Source organism: Aneurinibacillus uraniidurans (genome assembly GCF_028471905.1).
In the GTDB taxonomy this organism is placed as follows: Bacteria; Bacillota; Bacilli; order Aneurinibacillales; family Aneurinibacillaceae; genus Aneurinibacillus; species Aneurinibacillus uraniidurans.
Window position 1 is genome coordinate 3,721,589 of the sequence record NZ_CP116902.1, and the last position, 15,912, is coordinate 3,737,500.

Consider the following 15,912-nt stretch of genomic DNA (forward strand, 5'->3'; position numbering starts at 1 on the left):
TGTCAATTAAATTTTATTATCATAACACATAAAAAAGAACACTGTCAACTACAACTATCCCGATAATATAAAAAAAGATCGGAAACATCCCGATCTTTTTACGAGCTAATTCAAGAATGAAACATTTCTTCCTCTGATTCTTGATGACGGCGTTTACGCACCATGCGATCTATGCTCTTCTTCACGCCATACAAAGCATAAAGCACAAGTGGGACGAAAATTACCATAGGAAACTGCTGCGGGAACCTCCAGGCTGTCACCGCTACAGCACCAACAATAATGGGTGTCACCCAAAAAGCAGAACGTGGAATACCCACTTTCTTGAAGTTTGGATATTTAATATTACTAATCATCAGATATGCTAAACCAAACATGCTAAGCGCCAAATAAATCGGTGGAAATGCATTATGGTACAGCGCCATAGTCGCTAGCACACCACCTGCTGCCGTGATGGGCAGCCCCACAAAATAACCGGTATTTCCACCTGTTGCCGAGTTGAAACGTGCAAGACGCAGTGCTCCGCACGCCGGAAAAAGTCCGGTCAGCACAATACCAATCCATCCCATATCCTGCAAAATCACTACATACATAATAAGCGCGGGTGCAACGCCAAAAGTCACAATATCAGACAATGAGTCAAGTTCTTTGCCAAATTCACTCTGCGCATTCAACATGCGTGCCAGGCGACCATCTAGTCCATCGAGCACCATCCCGACAATAACCATAATCGCCGCATAGTTCATGTACTGAGGGTCCCCTTGAAAAGCAAACAACATCGCCACAACGCCCAAAAACAAATTACCGATTGTAAACATGTTCGGAATTGCCTTGGCTATCATTTTGCTCTTTATACCTCCCCGGTCCGCATGCACTACGGACTCCCTCTCTCTACTTAGGGATTTTTTGTAACCCCTGAGCAATTATCTTATTGTATGACGCACTAAATATGCCTGTCAATAAATACTTGCTCCTGAATCCGTTTGAGTCCTTCCTTAATGGCACGTGCCCGTACCTCTCCAATTCCTTCTACCTCATCAAGTTCTTCAATCGTTGCCATCATCACCTGCGGCAAACCAGCGAATTCTTCAATCAAGTTGGCCACAATAGATGCTGGCAGCCGTGGAATCTTGCTCAAAATACGATACCCGCGCGGGAATACAGGTTCATCATGAAGATTAGGCACCGGTGAGTACCCAAGTACTTTGAGGACATTAATCGGCTCAAGCAGATCATCAGCCGATAACTTGTGCAGCTGATTAAGCACATCATCCGGGTCTACCTCTTCTCCTAAACGACAATAGTCCTTTATGAGTAAATAAGCATCGTCTTCAATTTTGGATACAAGTTCTTCCATCTGCATACTGATCAGACGGCCTTCCGTTCCTAATTCATTAATATATTTGAGAATTTCGGTTTTTATTCGCATCACCATCTCAATGCGTTGTACAACAAGTGCGACTTCATGCAAAGTAACGAGTTCTTCAAACTCGAGCGCACCAAGATTCGTCAGTGCCTGATCCAATACAGACTTATATTTTTCGAGTGTTTGAATAGCCTGATTTGCCTTGGTCAAGATAACTCCAATATCTTTAAGCGCATACCGATACGGTCCACGGTACAACGTAATAACATTCCGACGCTGCGAAATCGAGATAACTAGCTGTCCAGTTTGTCTCGCGACCCGCTCCGCTGTACGATGGCGGGTTCCGGTCTCCGTAGACGGGATAGATGAATCGGGAATGAGCTGCGTATTTGCATATAGAATTTTTTTCACATCATCACTTACAATAATAGCTCCATCCATTTTAGCGAGCTCATATAAGTGTGCCGATGTTAAATCACAGTTAATGGAGAATCCTCCATCTACAATATCCCGGATAGCTGGTGTATGGCCAATTACAATAAGGGCTCCCGTTTTCGCTCGCAAAACATTCTCTAACCCGTCTCGCAATGGTGCTCCAGGAGAAACGAAGCGTAGAACTTCACTTATAAACTGTTCACGTTTGTTGTCTGCTGCCATGCTTATCCTCCCAGTGTTTCCCGCAGTGCTTCTGATACAGTATGCACCCCGACAATTTCAATGCCTGTCGGATACTCCCAACCTGTGCTATTTTTCGCGGGAATGATTACACGTTTAAATCCTAGTTTTTGCGCTTCCTTCACCCGCTGTTCAATACGGGAGACACCACGCACTTCCCCAGTCAAGCCTATTTCTCCAATTACGACATCATACGGATTCGTCTGCTTGTCACGAAAGCTTGATGCTAGACTGACGGCTACAGCGAGGTCAATCGCCGGTTCATCCAGGCGCACGCCACCCGCAACATTTACATAGGCATCCTGGTTTTGAAGCAGCAGCCCGACACGCTTCTCAAGAACCGCCATGATCATCGCAATGCGATTGTGGTCAACTCCGGTGGCCATGCGACGTGGAGTAGCAAAACCGGTCGGTGTAACGAGCGCCTGCATCTCGACAAGAACAGGGCGCGTGCCTTCCATACTAGCAACAACCGTTGAACCTGCTACACCTAGTGAGCGCTCCGATAAAAACATTTCAGATGGATTGGTTACTTCCGCCAATCCTTTTTCCGCCATCTCAAAAATACCGATCTCATTCGTCGATCCGAAGCGGTTTTTCACCGCACGCAGAATACGGTATGTATTGTGACGCTCCCCTTCAAAATACAGAACAGAGTCTACCATGTGCTCTAATAGGCGCGGTCCTGCAATCGCTCCCTGCTTCGTAACGTGGCCGACGATCATAATGGCGATATCCTTTGTTTTTGCCAGGCGCATTAGGTGAGCCGTACACTCGCGCACCTGTGCTACACTTCCCGGTGCAGATGTAACATCTGGATGAAAAATAGTTTGAATCGAATCCATAATCACAACAGCCGGGTTCAACTGGGTGATCTGCTGCTCTAACAAAAACAAATCGGTCTCCGCTAATACATACAGCTGGGCACTATTCGCACCAAGTCGTTCTGCTCGCAGTTTGATTTGCTTAGCTGACTCCTCACCAGAGATATACAACACCGTGTGACCATTACTCGCTAGCTCTTGTGACGTCTGTAGAAGAAGCGTTGATTTGCCGATTCCAGGGTCCCCTCCTACAAGCACAAGTGATCCCGGTACAACACCGCCCCCCAATACCCGGTTTAATTCACTCATATTTGTATCCAGGCGTGGTTCGTCCTCCCCAACAATCGTCGTAATGGAGGCCATTTTAGATGAACCAGCGGCAAGTCCGCCATGGCGAGCACCCGCTGTTCCTGCTTTCGGTTTTTCTATAATTTCTTCTACCAGTGTGTTCCAACTAGCACAGCCCGGACATTTTCCCATCCATTTAGGCGATTCATATCCGCACTCTTGACATACATATTTCGATTTATATTTAGCCATTCCCGTTTCTCTTCTTTCTACTTCATAAATTCTCCTTCTCCATTGTGCAAAAAAAGCCCTCCCGAGTAAAGCATCGCTTTCCCAGGAGAGCCTGATTGTTTCTCTAATCTCTAGTTCGACACCGATTCCCCAGCTTCCTGTGTGGTGAAGGTCAAGTCATTATCCTTCACATCAATCTTCACAACACTACCTTTCTGAATGTTGCCCGTAAGCAATTCTTCCGAGAGTCGGTCTTCAATATGGCGCTGAATCGCCCGACGAAGCGGACGTGCACCAAAGGCCGGATCAAACCCTGCTTTTGCAAGAAAACTCTTCGCCTCATCTGTCAGAACAAAGTCAATATCCTGCTCTTTCAATCGCTTGCGAAGCGCTTCTGTCATCAGCAGCGCAATCTCTGTGATGTGTGTTTCTTCTAGTGAGTGGAACACGATCAGCTCATCAATCCGGTTAATAAACTCTGGACGGAAACTACGCTTCAACTCACTAAGAACACGATCTTTCATATCATCATAGTTTTTCGAACTGTTCGGCGTCGTAAAGCCAAGTGAAGAGTTCTTCTTAATCATATCGGCTCCGACGTTCGATGTCATAATAATGACTGTATTGCGGAAGTCAACCGTGCGTCCTTTCGAATCAGTTAAACGGCCATCTTCCAGTACTTGAAGCAAAATATTGAACACTTCTGGATGCGCTTTTTCGATCTCGTCAAGCAACACAACCGAATATGGCTTGCGACGAACTTTTTCTGTCAGCTGTCCGCCCTCGTCAAAACCGACATATCCTGGAGGTGCACCTACGAGGCGAGAGGTAGAATGCTTCTCCATGTACTCGGACATATCAATACGGATAATCGCATCTTCTGCTCCAAACAGCGCTTCTGCTAGCGCACGAGCAAGTTCGGTCTTCCCAACACCTGTCGGTCCGAGGAAAATAAAGGAACCAATCGGACGCTTCGGATCTTTCAGGCCCGCACGAGCACGGCGGATCGCACGAGAGATTGATTTCACCGCATCTTCCTGACCAATTACACGCTCATGCAGGATCTCTTCCATTTTGAGAAGGCGTTCGGTTTCTTCTTCTTTCAGCTTCACAACCGGGATACCCGTCCAGCTCGCTACGACAGATGCGATATCTTCCGGCGTTACTTCCGAATCAGTCTGGCCCTGTTTCTCCTGCCATTCGTTCTTCGTACGATCTAATTCTTCACGAAGTTTCTGCTCTTTATCACGCATGGAAGCCGCTTTTTCGAATTCCTGACTTTGAACAGCCGCGTCTTTTTCCTTGCGAACTTCTTCAAGCTTTTGCTCAAGCTCTTTGAGATTCGGCGGAATGGTGTACGACTGCAAGCGAACTTTAGATGCCGCTTCATCAATTAAGTCAATCGCTTTATCCGGCAAGAATCGATCCGAGATGTAGCGATCTGACAAATGTACTGCCTGGCTGATCGCTTCATCTGTAATTTTTACACGGTGATGCGCTTCATAACGATCACGCAGCCCGAACAAAATCTGGACTGCTTCTTCCGGCGATGGCTCATTTACTTGAATCGGCTGGAAACGGCGCTCAAGTGCTGCGTCTTTCTCGATATATTTTCGGTATTCATCAAGTGTAGTGGCACCGATGCACTGCAGCTCTCCACGAGCAAGTGATGGTTTCAAAATGTTAGAGGCATCAATCGCCCCTTCAGCTCCACCTGCTCCAATCAGTGTGTGCAGCTCATCGATAAACAGGATGATATTACCCGCCTGACGGATTTCATCCATGATTTTTTTGAGACGGTCTTCAAACTCCCCGCGATATTTTGTACCGGCAACAACCGTTCCCATATCAAGCGTCATGACACGCTTGTTACGGAGCGTTTCGGGAATTTCATTGTTAATAATACGCTGTGCCAAACCTTCGGCAACGGCTGTTTTCCCAACACCCGGCTCCCCGATCAGAACCGGATTGTTCTTCGTACGACGGCTTAGCACTTGAATCACGCGCTCGATTTCTTTGGCTCGACCGATTACCGGATCAAGTCCGCCATCGCGAGCAACTGCTGTCAGGTCACGCGCCAGGCCATCAAGCGTCGGTGTATTTACAGCCGCATTGCTTGATGCCTGCTGATGCGAAGACATCGCTTCACTGCTTCCTAGCAGTTGAAGAACCTGCTGGCGCGCCTTGTTCAGGCTCACTCCAAGGTTGTTCAGCACACGGGCTGCCACACCTTCTCCTTCACGAATCAGGCCAAGCAAAATATGCTCAGTTCCTACATACGTGTGGCCTAGCTTGCGTGCTTCATCCATCGAAAGCTCGATCACTTTCTTCGCACGCGGTGTGTAATTAATATTGCTCGGCTGCTCGCCGCCACGTCCAATCAAAGATTCTACCTCGCCCTGAATTTTATCCAGTCCAAGGCCAAGTGCTTGCAGTGCTTTTGCAGCAATGCCGTCTCCTTCACGAATCAAACCTAACAGAATGTGTTCAGTCCCGATGTTTTTGTGACCCAGGCGAACCGCTTCTTCTTGCGCAAGGGCAAGGACTTTTTGTGCTCTTTCTGTAAAACGACCAAACATCATACACAAACACCTCCGTATATTTCATATTATTCCATTGCAGCTTGCAAACGTTCACGTATTAAACGGGCCCGACGTTCATCCCGCGAGTCTGAGTCAAGCTGTTGGCCCGCATATTGCTGGAGAAAACCCGGCTGGACCATAATTGTCAGCTCATTCATGACCGAAAGCGGAATATTGCGGATAATCCCTAGATCAATGCCTAATCTCACATCCGAAAGCTTCTCAGATGCTTCGTCAGATTCAATAATCCGGGCATTTGTCAGGACCCCATATGAGCGGCAGAGTCGATCCTCTAAGGGAAGACGTCGATTCTGCATCAAATGCTTGCGAGCCGCACGCTCCTGTTCAATAATCTGACGGGCTACGCTGGTCAAATTCTCAATGATTTCTTCTTCAGACTGACCGAGCGTAATCTGGTTAGAAATCTGAAACAGGTTGCCGGACGCCTCACTGCCTTCTCCATACACCCCTCGTACAACTAGACCTACCTGCGCAATAGCAGATAAAATCCGGTTAATCTGGTTGGTCAGTACGAGTCCAGGCAGGTGCATCATAACCGATGCCCGAATACCGGTCCCAACGTTTGTTGGACAGCTCGTCAGGTAGCCCCGACGCTCATCAAACGCAAAGTTCACGTGCTTCTCAAATATATCGTCCACTTGGTTCGCTGCTTCCCATGCTTTCTGAAGCTGCAGACCAGAAAACAGGCATTGAATTCTAAGATGATCTTCCTCATTCACCATGATGCTGAATGCCTCATTCTCACTGAGAAGCACAGCGCCCCCGCGTGAATCAGCCATCAAACTCGGGCTAATCAGATGCTTCTCCATCAACACACGTTTCTGAAGACTAGTCAACTCATCCATTCGAATAAACTCAAACGGCCCCTGACGCTTCAAATCTTCATCTTCCATTACCTGTCTGACAGCAGCGGTAATTTGCTCGAGCTGGCTGTCAGTTGCGAGAATCGGGAACGGATATTCCTGTATATTGCGAGCCAGTCGAACACGGCTGCTAATAGCAATATCGGCATCTTCACCATTCCCATTCATCCACTCACTTACCGCATTTGTTATAAAGTTCTGGAAAGACATGCGATTTCCCTCCTACAAATGTGCGATTTGCTGCTCAAGCTCGCGTATTCGATCACGCAGCTGTGCCGCTCTTTCGAATTCTTCCTGTTCAATGCACATTCGAAGCTCGTATTTCAACTGATCCATTTCTTTTTTGAGTTTAATCGTACCCCCGGAACGTTCAGGAACCTTGCCGCTGTGACGAGTATTTCCATGCACCCGGCGAAAAAGTGGATCAAGCCGTTCAGCAAATGCTTCATAACAATCACTGCAACCAAACCTTCCACTTTTGCTGAACTGTGGATAGGTCATCCCGCATGTATCACAGCGGAGCGGCTTCTCCTGATCAGCCTGTTGGAAGGAAACCGTATTGCTTCCCGATTGGTTTAACAGACCAGAAAGTAAGTGATGAATCGAAAAATCACTCATTCCACCTGGGAACATATGACCCTTCTCCTGTGCACACACTTCACAAATATGAAGCTGCGTTTTCTCACCATTAATAATTTTGGTGAAGTGAAGGGTTGCCGGTCGTTGATGACATTCCTGACAAATCATAGACGGCGTCCTCCTGACTGTATATATATTATAGAAAAATCGCAGTAAGCATGTTTTTCAAAAGATCTGCACGTATGCAGTCTCGAAGCGATACAGGAATCGATGTTAACACACGTCCCGTAGCTGCTTTCATTAGACTCATCTCTTTAGGCGTAATAATCCGTTCTTCCATAAGTCTCACGATAATGTTGTCGCAGGCAGCTGCTGTGATGCTATCTCCAATGGTTTCGAACAAAAGCTGATAAAAGAGCTGGTTATCCAGAATCTCAACTTTACGAATCCGAATATATCCCCCACCGCCCCGCTTGCTTTCTACCATATACCCTTTCTCGACGGTGAATCGAGTACTGATCACGTAATTAATCTGGGATGGTACACACTGGAACCTGTCAGCCAGCTCACCTCGCTGGATCTCTACCGCACCATTGCTCTGCTGTAAAATCCGCTTTAAATGTTGTTCAATGATGTCGGATATGTTCCGCATGCCTGCACCTCCTTACCATTTTGTTGACTTTGACTTTCTTTGACTTTAATTATAATCATGTCGATACTAAAATGCAACAAGTCCATACCTCTGTATTCTCGACGGAAAAAACTCTTTCTATTCTTGTATTTATGCAAAAAGAAAACGCCTCACCAGCCTGAACTGGGGGCGTTCGATTTCTCTTCCTTATCCAAAGCGGCCAGAGATGTAATCTTCTGTGCGCTTATCCTGCGGATTTGTAAAAATTGTTTCGGTTTCATCGTACTCGATCATCTCACCTAAGAGAAAGAACGCCGTGCGATCAGACACACGCGCTGCCTGCTGCATGTTGTGCGTCACGATAACAATCGTGTATTTCTTTTTCAGCTCATACAGCAATTCTTCCACTTTCTGTGTTGAGATCGGATCAAGTGCGGATGTCGGTTCATCCATTAGAACGACTTCCGGCTCTACTGCTAGCGTACGTGCAATACACAGACGCTGCTGTTGACCACCAGAGAGACCCATCGCATTTTTATTCAGACGATCTTTTACTTCATCCCAGAGACCTGCTTGCGTAAGGCAACGCTCAACAATCTCATCCATCTTCTTTTTGTTGCGGAAGCCATTGATACGTAATCCTGCGGCCACATTCTCATAAATCGACATGGTCGGAAATGGGTTCGGTTTCTGGAATACCATACCGACCTGCTGACGTACGGTCACAGGATCGAGGTCAGATGCATAAATATCCTGGCCTTCTAGCAAGAGTTCTCCATCTACACGTGCGCCTTCAATTACCTCATGCATCCGATTAATCGCACGTAAGAACGTTGATTTCCCACAGCCGGACGGTCCAATAAAAGCTGTTACTTTATTTTTTTCCAGCGTCATATTGATATTTTTAATGGCGTGAAAATTCCCATACCACAAGTTCAAGTTTTTCGCTTCGATCATTGCGCTCTCCACCTCGGTTTTTTATCGCTTCCGCGTAATCACACGCGCTGTTACGTTCAACAGGATTACCATCAAGATCAGCGTCAGTGCACCTGCCCATGCTTGTGCTTGCCACTCCGCATACGGCGAGATCGCATAGTTGAAGATTAGAACAGGCATGGACGCGATCGGCTGATTCAATGAATGATTCCAGTACATATTGCCGAACGCTGTAAACAGAAGCGGTGCTGTCTCACCAGCCACACGCGCAATCGCGAGCATGACGCCGGTAATAATCCCACGCAGGGCTGTTGGCAAAATGATTTTCATAATAACACGCCACTGTGGAATCCCAAGTGCAAGACCGGCTTCTCGCATATGGTTTGGTACTAGTTTCAACATCTCTTCGGTTGTCCGGGTAACGGCTGGAATCATAATGAATGCCAGGGCCACACCACCTGCGTAAGCCGAGAACCCACCCATCATCAGGACAACAAGCCCATAAACGACAATCCCGACGACAATGGATGGAACGCCGAGCATAATATCCGTTAAGAAAGATACAAATTTCCCAAAACGATTGCGTCCATATTCAGACAGAAAGATTCCGGACATTAAACCGACTGGAATACCAATGACAGACGCAAGACCAAGCAAAATGAATGTACCGACAATACCATTGGCCATCCCACCACCAACCTCGCCTGGAGGAGCTGGTAGTTCAGTGAAGAAGTCAAAATTCAGGGCAGATATCCCTTTGACCAGCACATACCCTAAAATGCTAAACAGCGGTGTAAGCGCCAGTATCATACTAAGGATCGTCAGCCCAACCATCACTTTGCTTTTGGTCTGACGGCGGCCGAGACGAATGTTGGATTTCTCGAATCCTACGTTATTGCTGCTTTTTAATACACTCTCCATCGATTACTTTGCCTCCTGTACGCCTCGCGAAGTCGTCCACACGAGGAATTTCGCAAAAATGTTGACGAGCAGCGTAACCGCGAACAGAAGGAAGCCAATCTCAATGAGAGTAGATAAGTATAAGTTCGACGATGCTTCATTAAACTCGTTAGCGATGACGCTTGCCATTGTATAGGCAGGGTCAAATATAGAATCCGGAATTTCCGGTCGATTTCCGATAACCATAGTGACAGACATTGTTTCGCCAATCGCACGTCCTAATCCGATAATCATCGCACCGAGAATACCGGAACGAGAATAGGTGAGAACAGCTTTGCGAATCATTTCCCATTTGGTAGCCCCAAGTGCCAGCGCTGCTTCGCGCTGCGACTCTGGTACAACCATCAGTACCTCCCGTGAGATCGAAGCGATCGTCGGGATGATCATAATCGCTAGAATAACACCCGCTGTAAAAATCCCTACCCCGAAGGATGGACCGCGGAAAAATGGAATGAATGTACCCAGTGTGTTAATAAACAGCGGAGCTATATATTCACGAATAATTGGGGATAAAACGAAAATCCCCCACAAACCATATACAATCGACGGAATAGCCGCCAGAAGTTCAATCAAAAAGCCAATCACATCACGGAACCACTTTGGCGCGATTTCTACCAGGAAAATCGCAATCCCTACACTAATCGGTGTCGCAATTGCAAGGGCAAGGAGGGACGATACGATTGTGCCATAAATGAAGGGCCATGCCCCGAATTCTTCTGCTACCGGATCCCATGCTTTGCTGAAAAGAAAGCTCGGTCCGTACTTGTCAATCGCAAAACTAGAACCGCGAAACATCTCCCACAGCATAATACCTAGCATTGCAATGATGGAACATCCAAAAACATATGCAACAGCCTTAAACACCTGGTCTCCATATCGTCTCTTCAAGAGATACACTCCTCTTCCTTGAAAAAAGCGGCAAAAAACTCATTCCGAGTTTTTTGCACGCTCTCCTCTACTTTCTTTTTTATTTCAGTACAGCTTCGCCGTTTACTTTTACTTTTTTCAGTGCTTCTACGCCTTTATCTTGCAGTTCTTTCGGCATCGGAGCGTAGTTCAGTTCACTTGCATATTTCTGACCGTCTGTTACAGCCCATTTAAGCATAGTCAGCATTTTTTCTGCTTTTGTTTTGTCCATTGTCAGGTTTTCTGGAACAAGTACCCATGTCGTACCTACGATTGGATAGCTGTCTTTACCTGGCTGATTGCTCAGTTTCACTTTCAGATCTGCTGGAATCGTTGTCAGTGCGCCTTTCGCTGCCGATGTTACTGTTTCAAGAGTTGGAGCTACGAACTGACCATCTTTGTTTTTGATACTCGCCGCTGTCATGTTGTTTTGAATTACGTACGCCAGCTCGACATAGCCGATCGAACCTGGTGTATTTTGTACTTGACCTGCTACACCTTCATTACCTTTTGCTCCTGTGCCTACGTTTGCCCATTTAACAGATTTACCTGTCTGCTCTTTCGTCCATTTTGCTGGCACAGCTGTGTTTAAATATGTTGTTACGATATGTGTAGTACCGGAACCGTCAGAACGGTGTACCGGGAAGATATCAGTTGCTGGAAGTGCTACGCCTTTATTGTCCGCAGCGATTTTTGGATCGTTCCATTTTTTGATCTTGCCATTATAGATGTCTGCAATGTTTTCAGGAGTCAACTTCAGGTCTTTCACACCTTCAAGGTTGTAAGCGATCGCTACACCACCAAGTGTTACCGGGATATGAAGTACGTTACCGCCTGCTGCTTTCAACTCATCTTCCTTCATTGGAGCATCAGAAGCTGCGAAGTCAACTGTTTTAGCAGTAAGTTGTTTGATACCACCGCCAGAACCGATAGACTGATAGTTTACTTTTACATCCGAATGTTCTTTGGAATATTCGCTGAACATTTTAGAGAACAACGGATTTACAAATGTAGAACCTGCTCCATTTAAAAGTCCAGCGTCTCCGCTAGCTGCTTTCTCACTACCTGGTTTCGCCGTGTCTTTATTTGTTGTAAGATCGTTACTACTAGAACCACAGCCAGTAAGAGCTGTCATGATCATACCTGTAGCTGCTAATACCCCTAATTTTTTTAACACTGCAAGAATCCCCCTTAGTAGTTTTAGTAGATGAGCTCTACTAGTTTTTTTGGTGTCTCGCTCGACATTCATAGTAAAGCACTTTATGGGGGTGGAACAAGGCATTTAACTCTATCTTTAATCTATCTTTACAAAGCATTTACATAGTAAATAAACAAACAAAATAGCTGTTTTCCACAAGAAAAAAACCCTTATTTCTAAGGGCTTACGTTTTTTGTAAATTTTTAATTAAGACTTGATTATACAATCCTATACTTTAAAAATATGTATGGCATCGCGAAGTTCTTCAGCTGTCTTAGCAAGAACAGTAGAAGCCGATACGATTTCTTCAATGGAAGCATTTTGTTCTTCAACAGAAGCTGCGATGTTTTGTGTACTTTCTGCTGATACCTCGGATATTTGAGCAATATCGCCCATCATTTGAACCATCGTTTGCGAACTAGTGTTTACTTGCTTGATTACAGAAGTAACCTGTTGGGAATGGACAGATACTTTCTCGATAGAATTTGAGATACCTCGGAAAGCTTCTCCTGTTTGATCAACAAGCGTAAGGCCTTCTTGCACCGCAGTAAGACCTTCCTGCATAGCCTGAATAGCTCGATGTGATTCGTTCTGAATATCCCCAATGAGGGCTTGAATGCTTTCTGCTGAATGGTTAGACTCCTCGGCTAATTTACGCACTTCATCTGCTACGATAGAAAATCCTTTTCCATGTTCCCCCGCCCGTGCTGCTTCAATCGCTGCATTCAATGCTAGCAGGTTTGTCTGGCTTGCGATCTGTGTAATCAATTCGATAATTTTTCCAATTTCATGTGACTTTTGGCCAAGTGATTCAATAACAATAGCCGTAGTCTGAACTTTTTCTTGAACGACATTCATTTGTTTGGTTGTATAACTCACTACTTCATTTCCTTGAAGAGCTTGCTCTGTTGCCACACTTGAACAATCTGCAACGGTTTGAATGCTACATACAGCTTGCCCCATTCCTTTAGAGTTTTCTTCCACTACCTTTGTGGATTGCACAACAGTTGCCACCTGCTTATCAGAGCCAGAAGAAACTTCCTGCATGGCAAGCGAAATCTGCTCCGTAGCTTTGCTTGCATGTTCTACATTTGCAGACATTTCTTCCGTCATAGCTGATACTTGTTCCGCATTTTGAGACACTTTATATACAATCACACGCAGTCTGTCACTCATTTTATTAAAGTCATCCGCTAAATCCTTAATTTCATCTTTGGTTTTGACGACAATCTTTTCTCCGGTTAGATCCCCCTCAGCAATCCGGCGTAGCTGTATCGCTATTTGCTTAATAGGATTAGAAATCATACGTGAGATCAGAATGCTTATGATAACACCCACTATTATCGCACATATGCTCAATGTAATAACCAGCGTCTTGCCTGAGTGATATAAATTAGCCGCTATATCCGTAGCAAGGTCAGCTCCCTTGCTATTTACATCTGCTAATTCCTCTAGCTTTTGATTTGCCTCATCAAAATAGGGCCGCGAAGACTTTATAATGGAATTCACTTCATCAAACTTATTCTCCTGAGCAGCCTGAGTAAGTGTGGAAAGAGTATTGAAGTAAACCACCTCTTTTTCTTTTAAACCATCATATAACTTTTTTTCTTCCGGATCTGTCAAGAAATCCTTTTCATACTGTTCCTGTTCCTTTTTTAATTTTTCAAGGCTATCCTGTATTCTGGTTACCAACTTTCCCCTTTCCTCCGGGTTACTCTCTAACATGAGCCGCAAAGAAAGTCGGTCTATATTAATAAAATCGATTTTCATATCATGTACAAGCACGGAAGCAGGGAACCATGTAGAATTGATTTCATCAACTTTACTCCCCATCCCTGTCATTTTTGTCACGGAAATTGTACTAATACTAACTAAAAGGATTAAAACTAATGAAAAACCGCCTATCAGTTTTTTCGTAATCGTCCAGTTCATTTTACACACTCTCCACTGTTTTTATAAACCAAATAGAATTTTAACATAAGATCCAAAAAATAACTGCACAAAAAAAAGAAAAACACACACGGACGAATAAAAATATATAAACAAAAAAAGGGGATCAATTCTCTTAATAGAGAATCGATCCCCTTTTTATACACCTTCAAAACTGAATCGAAACGTAACGTAAGTTGTATTGGTTAAGCCCTCGACCGATTAGTATTCGTCAGCTCCGTACATTGCTGCACTTCCACCTCGAACCTATCTACCTCATCATCTATAAGGGGTCTTACCAGCTTATGCTGTGGGAAATCTCATCTTGAGGGGGGCTTCACGCTTAGATGCTTTCAGCGCTTATCCCGTCCGCACATAGCTACCCAGCTGTGCTCCTGGCGGAACAACTGGTGCACCAGCGGTGCGTCCATCCCGGTCCTCTCGTACTAAGGACAGCTCCTCTCAAATTTCCTGCGCCCACGACAGATAGGGACCGAACTGTCTCACGACGTTCTGAACCCAGCTCGCGTACCGCTTTAATGGGCGAACAGCCCAACCCTTGGAACCTACTTCAGCTCCAGGATGCGATGAGCCGACATCGAGGTGCCAAACCTCCCCGTCGATGTGGACTCTTGGGGGAGATAAGCCTGTTATCCCCAGGGTAGCTTTTATCCGTTGAGCGATGGCCCTTCCATGCGGAACCACCGGATCACTAAGCCCGACTTTCGTCCCTGCTCGACTTGTAGGTCTCGCAGTCAAGCTCCCTTGTGCCTTTACACTCTGCGAATGATTTCCAACCATTCTGAGGGAACCTTTGGGCGCCTCCGTTACCTTTTAGGAGGCGACCGCCCCAGTCAAACTGCCCGCCTGACACGGTCCTTCATCCCGGTAAGGGATGCAAGTGAGAAGGCCAGCATTGTCAGGGTGGTATCCCAAGGACGCCTCCCCCGAACCTGACGGTCCGGATTCAACGGCTCCCACCTATCCTGTACAAACAATACCAGCATTCAATATCAGGCTGCAGTAAAGCTCCATGGGGTCTTTCCGTCTTGTCGCGGGTAACCTGCATCTTCACAGGTAGTATGATTTCACCGAGTCTCTTGCCGAGACAGTGCCCAAGTCGTTACGCCTTTCGTGCGGGTCGGAACTTACCCGACAAGGAATTTCGCTACCTTAGGACCGTTATAGTTACGGCCGCCGTTTACTGGGGCTTCGGTTCAAAGCTTCGCCTTGCGGCTAACCTTTCCCCTTAACCTTCCAGCACCGGGCAGGCGTCAGCCCCTATACTTCGCCTTGCGGCTTCGCAGAGACCTGTGTTTTTGCTAAACAGTCGCTTGGGCCTTTTCACTGCGGCCCCCTCGCGCTTTGACACGCTACCGGGGCACCCCTTCTCCCGAAGTTACGGGGTCATTTTGCCGAGTTCCTTAGCAAGAGTTTTCTCGCGCGCCTTAGGATTCTCTCCTCGCCTACCTGTGTCGGTTTGCGGTACGGGTACCTCACTCCTCGCTAGAGGCTTTTCTTGGCAGTGTGAGATCAGGGACTTCGCTACTTTAATTCGCTCGCCATCACAGCCTGGCGTTACAGTGTACGGATTTGCCTATACACACGCCTCACTGCTTGGACAGACATAACCAGCAGTCTGCTCACCCTACCCTCCTGCGTCCCCCCGTTGCTCAAACGGAGTGGAGGTAGTACAGGAATTTCAACCTGTTGTCCATCGCCTACGCTTTTCAGCCTCGGCTTAGGTCCCGACTAACCCTGAGAGGACGAGCCTTCCTCAGGAACCCTTAGGCTTTCGGCGGAAAGGATTCTCACCTTTCTTTTCGCTACTTACACCGGCATTCTCACTTCCTACCGCTCCACCAGTCCTTCCGGTCTGACTTCACCGCTGTAGGAACGCTCCCCTACCACTGCACCATACGGTGC

12 protein-coding genes and 1 rRNA gene (1 of these 13 running past the window's edge) are annotated in these 15,912 nt (G+C 46.4%); all 13 read right to left on the minus strand.

Annotated features, from left to right (window positions below; translation table 11 throughout):
* Window positions 1-110 precede the first annotated feature (110 nt).
* Window positions 111-839, minus strand: coding sequence for a CDP-diacylglycerol--serine O-phosphatidyltransferase (gene pssA / locus PO771_RS18770; protein ID WP_272561134.1), 729 nt, complete (start codon window positions 837-839; stop codon window positions 111-113).
* 101 nt (window positions 840-940) lie between these two features.
* Entirely contained in the window at window positions 941-2,020 is a 1,080-nt protein-coding gene (disA, locus tag PO771_RS18775; protein WP_272561135.1) for a DNA integrity scanning diadenylate cyclase DisA, read from the minus strand.
* Window positions 2,021-2,022: 2 nt separating this feature from the next.
* The gene (radA, locus tag PO771_RS18780; RefSeq protein ID WP_272561136.1) at window positions 2,023-3,402 is read right to left on the minus strand and encodes a DNA repair protein RadA; all 1,380 of its coding nucleotides are present in this window, start codon (window positions 3,400-3,402) and stop codon (window positions 2,023-2,025) included.
* A 110-nt stretch (window positions 3,403-3,512) separates the two neighbouring features.
* The gene (locus tag PO771_RS18785) at window positions 3,513-5,963 is read right to left on the minus strand and encodes an ATP-dependent Clp protease ATP-binding subunit (RefSeq protein WP_272561137.1); all 2,451 of its coding nucleotides are present in this window, start codon (window positions 5,961-5,963) and stop codon (window positions 3,513-3,515) included.
* A gap of 26 nt (window positions 5,964-5,989) precedes the next feature.
* Window positions 5,990-7,057 (minus strand): protein-arginine kinase McsB, encoded by a 1,068-nt coding sequence (locus PO771_RS18790; RefSeq protein WP_272561138.1) that lies wholly within the window; start codon window positions 7,055-7,057, stop codon window positions 5,990-5,992.
* A 12-nt stretch (window positions 7,058-7,069) separates the two neighbouring features.
* The gene (locus tag PO771_RS18795) at window positions 7,070-7,594 is read right to left on the minus strand and encodes a protein-arginine kinase activator protein McsA (protein ID WP_272561140.1); all 525 of its coding nucleotides are present in this window, start codon (window positions 7,592-7,594) and stop codon (window positions 7,070-7,072) included.
* Window positions 7,595-7,622: 28 nt separating this feature from the next.
* Complete coding sequence (locus tag PO771_RS18800) at window positions 7,623-8,078, minus strand: CtsR family transcriptional regulator (protein ID WP_272561141.1); 456 nt, start codon at window positions 8,076-8,078, stop codon at window positions 7,623-7,625.
* Window positions 8,079-8,264: 186 nt separating this feature from the next.
* Window positions 8,265-9,014, minus strand: coding sequence for a phosphate ABC transporter ATP-binding protein PstB (gene pstB, locus PO771_RS18805; protein ID WP_272561142.1), 750 nt, complete (start codon window positions 9,012-9,014; stop codon window positions 8,265-8,267).
* Between the two features lie 21 nt (window positions 9,015-9,035).
* Window positions 9,036-9,914, minus strand: coding sequence for a phosphate ABC transporter permease PstA (gene pstA / locus PO771_RS18810; RefSeq protein WP_272561144.1), 879 nt, complete (start codon window positions 9,912-9,914; stop codon window positions 9,036-9,038).
* Between the two features lie 3 nt (window positions 9,915-9,917).
* On the minus strand, window positions 9,918-10,841 hold the full coding sequence (pstC, locus tag PO771_RS18815) for a phosphate ABC transporter permease subunit PstC (protein WP_272561145.1): 924 nt from the start codon (window positions 10,839-10,841) through the stop codon (window positions 9,918-9,920).
* A gap of 79 nt (window positions 10,842-10,920) precedes the next feature.
* Window positions 10,921-12,036 (minus strand): phosphate ABC transporter substrate-binding protein PstS, encoded by a 1,116-nt coding sequence (gene pstS / locus PO771_RS18820; protein WP_272561146.1) that lies wholly within the window; start codon window positions 12,034-12,036, stop codon window positions 10,921-10,923.
* A 249-nt stretch (window positions 12,037-12,285) separates the two neighbouring features.
* Window positions 12,286-13,989, minus strand: coding sequence for a methyl-accepting chemotaxis protein (locus PO771_RS18825; protein ID WP_272561147.1), 1,704 nt, complete (start codon window positions 13,987-13,989; stop codon window positions 12,286-12,288).
* A gap of 199 nt (window positions 13,990-14,188) precedes the next feature.
* A 23S ribosomal RNA gene (locus PO771_RS18830) occupies window positions 14,189-15,912 on the minus strand; it runs 1,213 nt beyond the window's last position.

Coding starts and splice junctions, on each gene's coding strand:
- pssA (WP_272561134.1), bottom strand. CDS start 839: ATGATAGCCAAGGCAATTCCGAACATGTTTACAATCGGTAATTTGTTT.
- disA (WP_272561135.1), bottom strand. CDS start 2,020: ATGGCAGCAGACAACAAACGTGAACAGTTTATAAGTGAAGTTCTACGC.
- radA (WP_272561136.1), bottom strand. CDS start 3,402: ATGGCTAAATATAAATCGAAATATGTATGTCAAGAGTGCGGATATGAA.
- PO771_RS18785 (WP_272561137.1), bottom strand. CDS start 5,963: ATGATGTTTGGTCGTTTTACAGAAAGAGCACAAAAAGTCCTTGCCCTT.
- PO771_RS18790 (WP_272561138.1), bottom strand. CDS start 7,057: ATGTCTTTCCAGAACTTTATAACAAATGCGGTAAGTGAGTGGATGAAT.
- PO771_RS18795 (WP_272561140.1), bottom strand. CDS start 7,594: ATGATTTGTCAGGAATGTCATCAACGACCGGCAACCCTTCACTTCACC.
- PO771_RS18800 (WP_272561141.1), bottom strand. CDS start 8,078: ATGCGGAACATATCCGACATCATTGAACAACATTTAAAGCGGATTTTA.
- pstB (WP_272561142.1), bottom strand. CDS start 9,014: ATGATCGAAGCGAAAAACTTGAACTTGTGGTATGGGAATTTTCACGCC.
- pstA (WP_272561144.1), bottom strand. CDS start 9,914: ATGGAGAGTGTATTAAAAAGCAGCAATAACGTAGGATTCGAGAAATCC.
- PO771_RS18825 (WP_272561147.1), bottom strand. CDS start 13,989: ATGAACTGGACGATTACGAAAAAACTGATAGGCGGTTTTTCATTAGTT.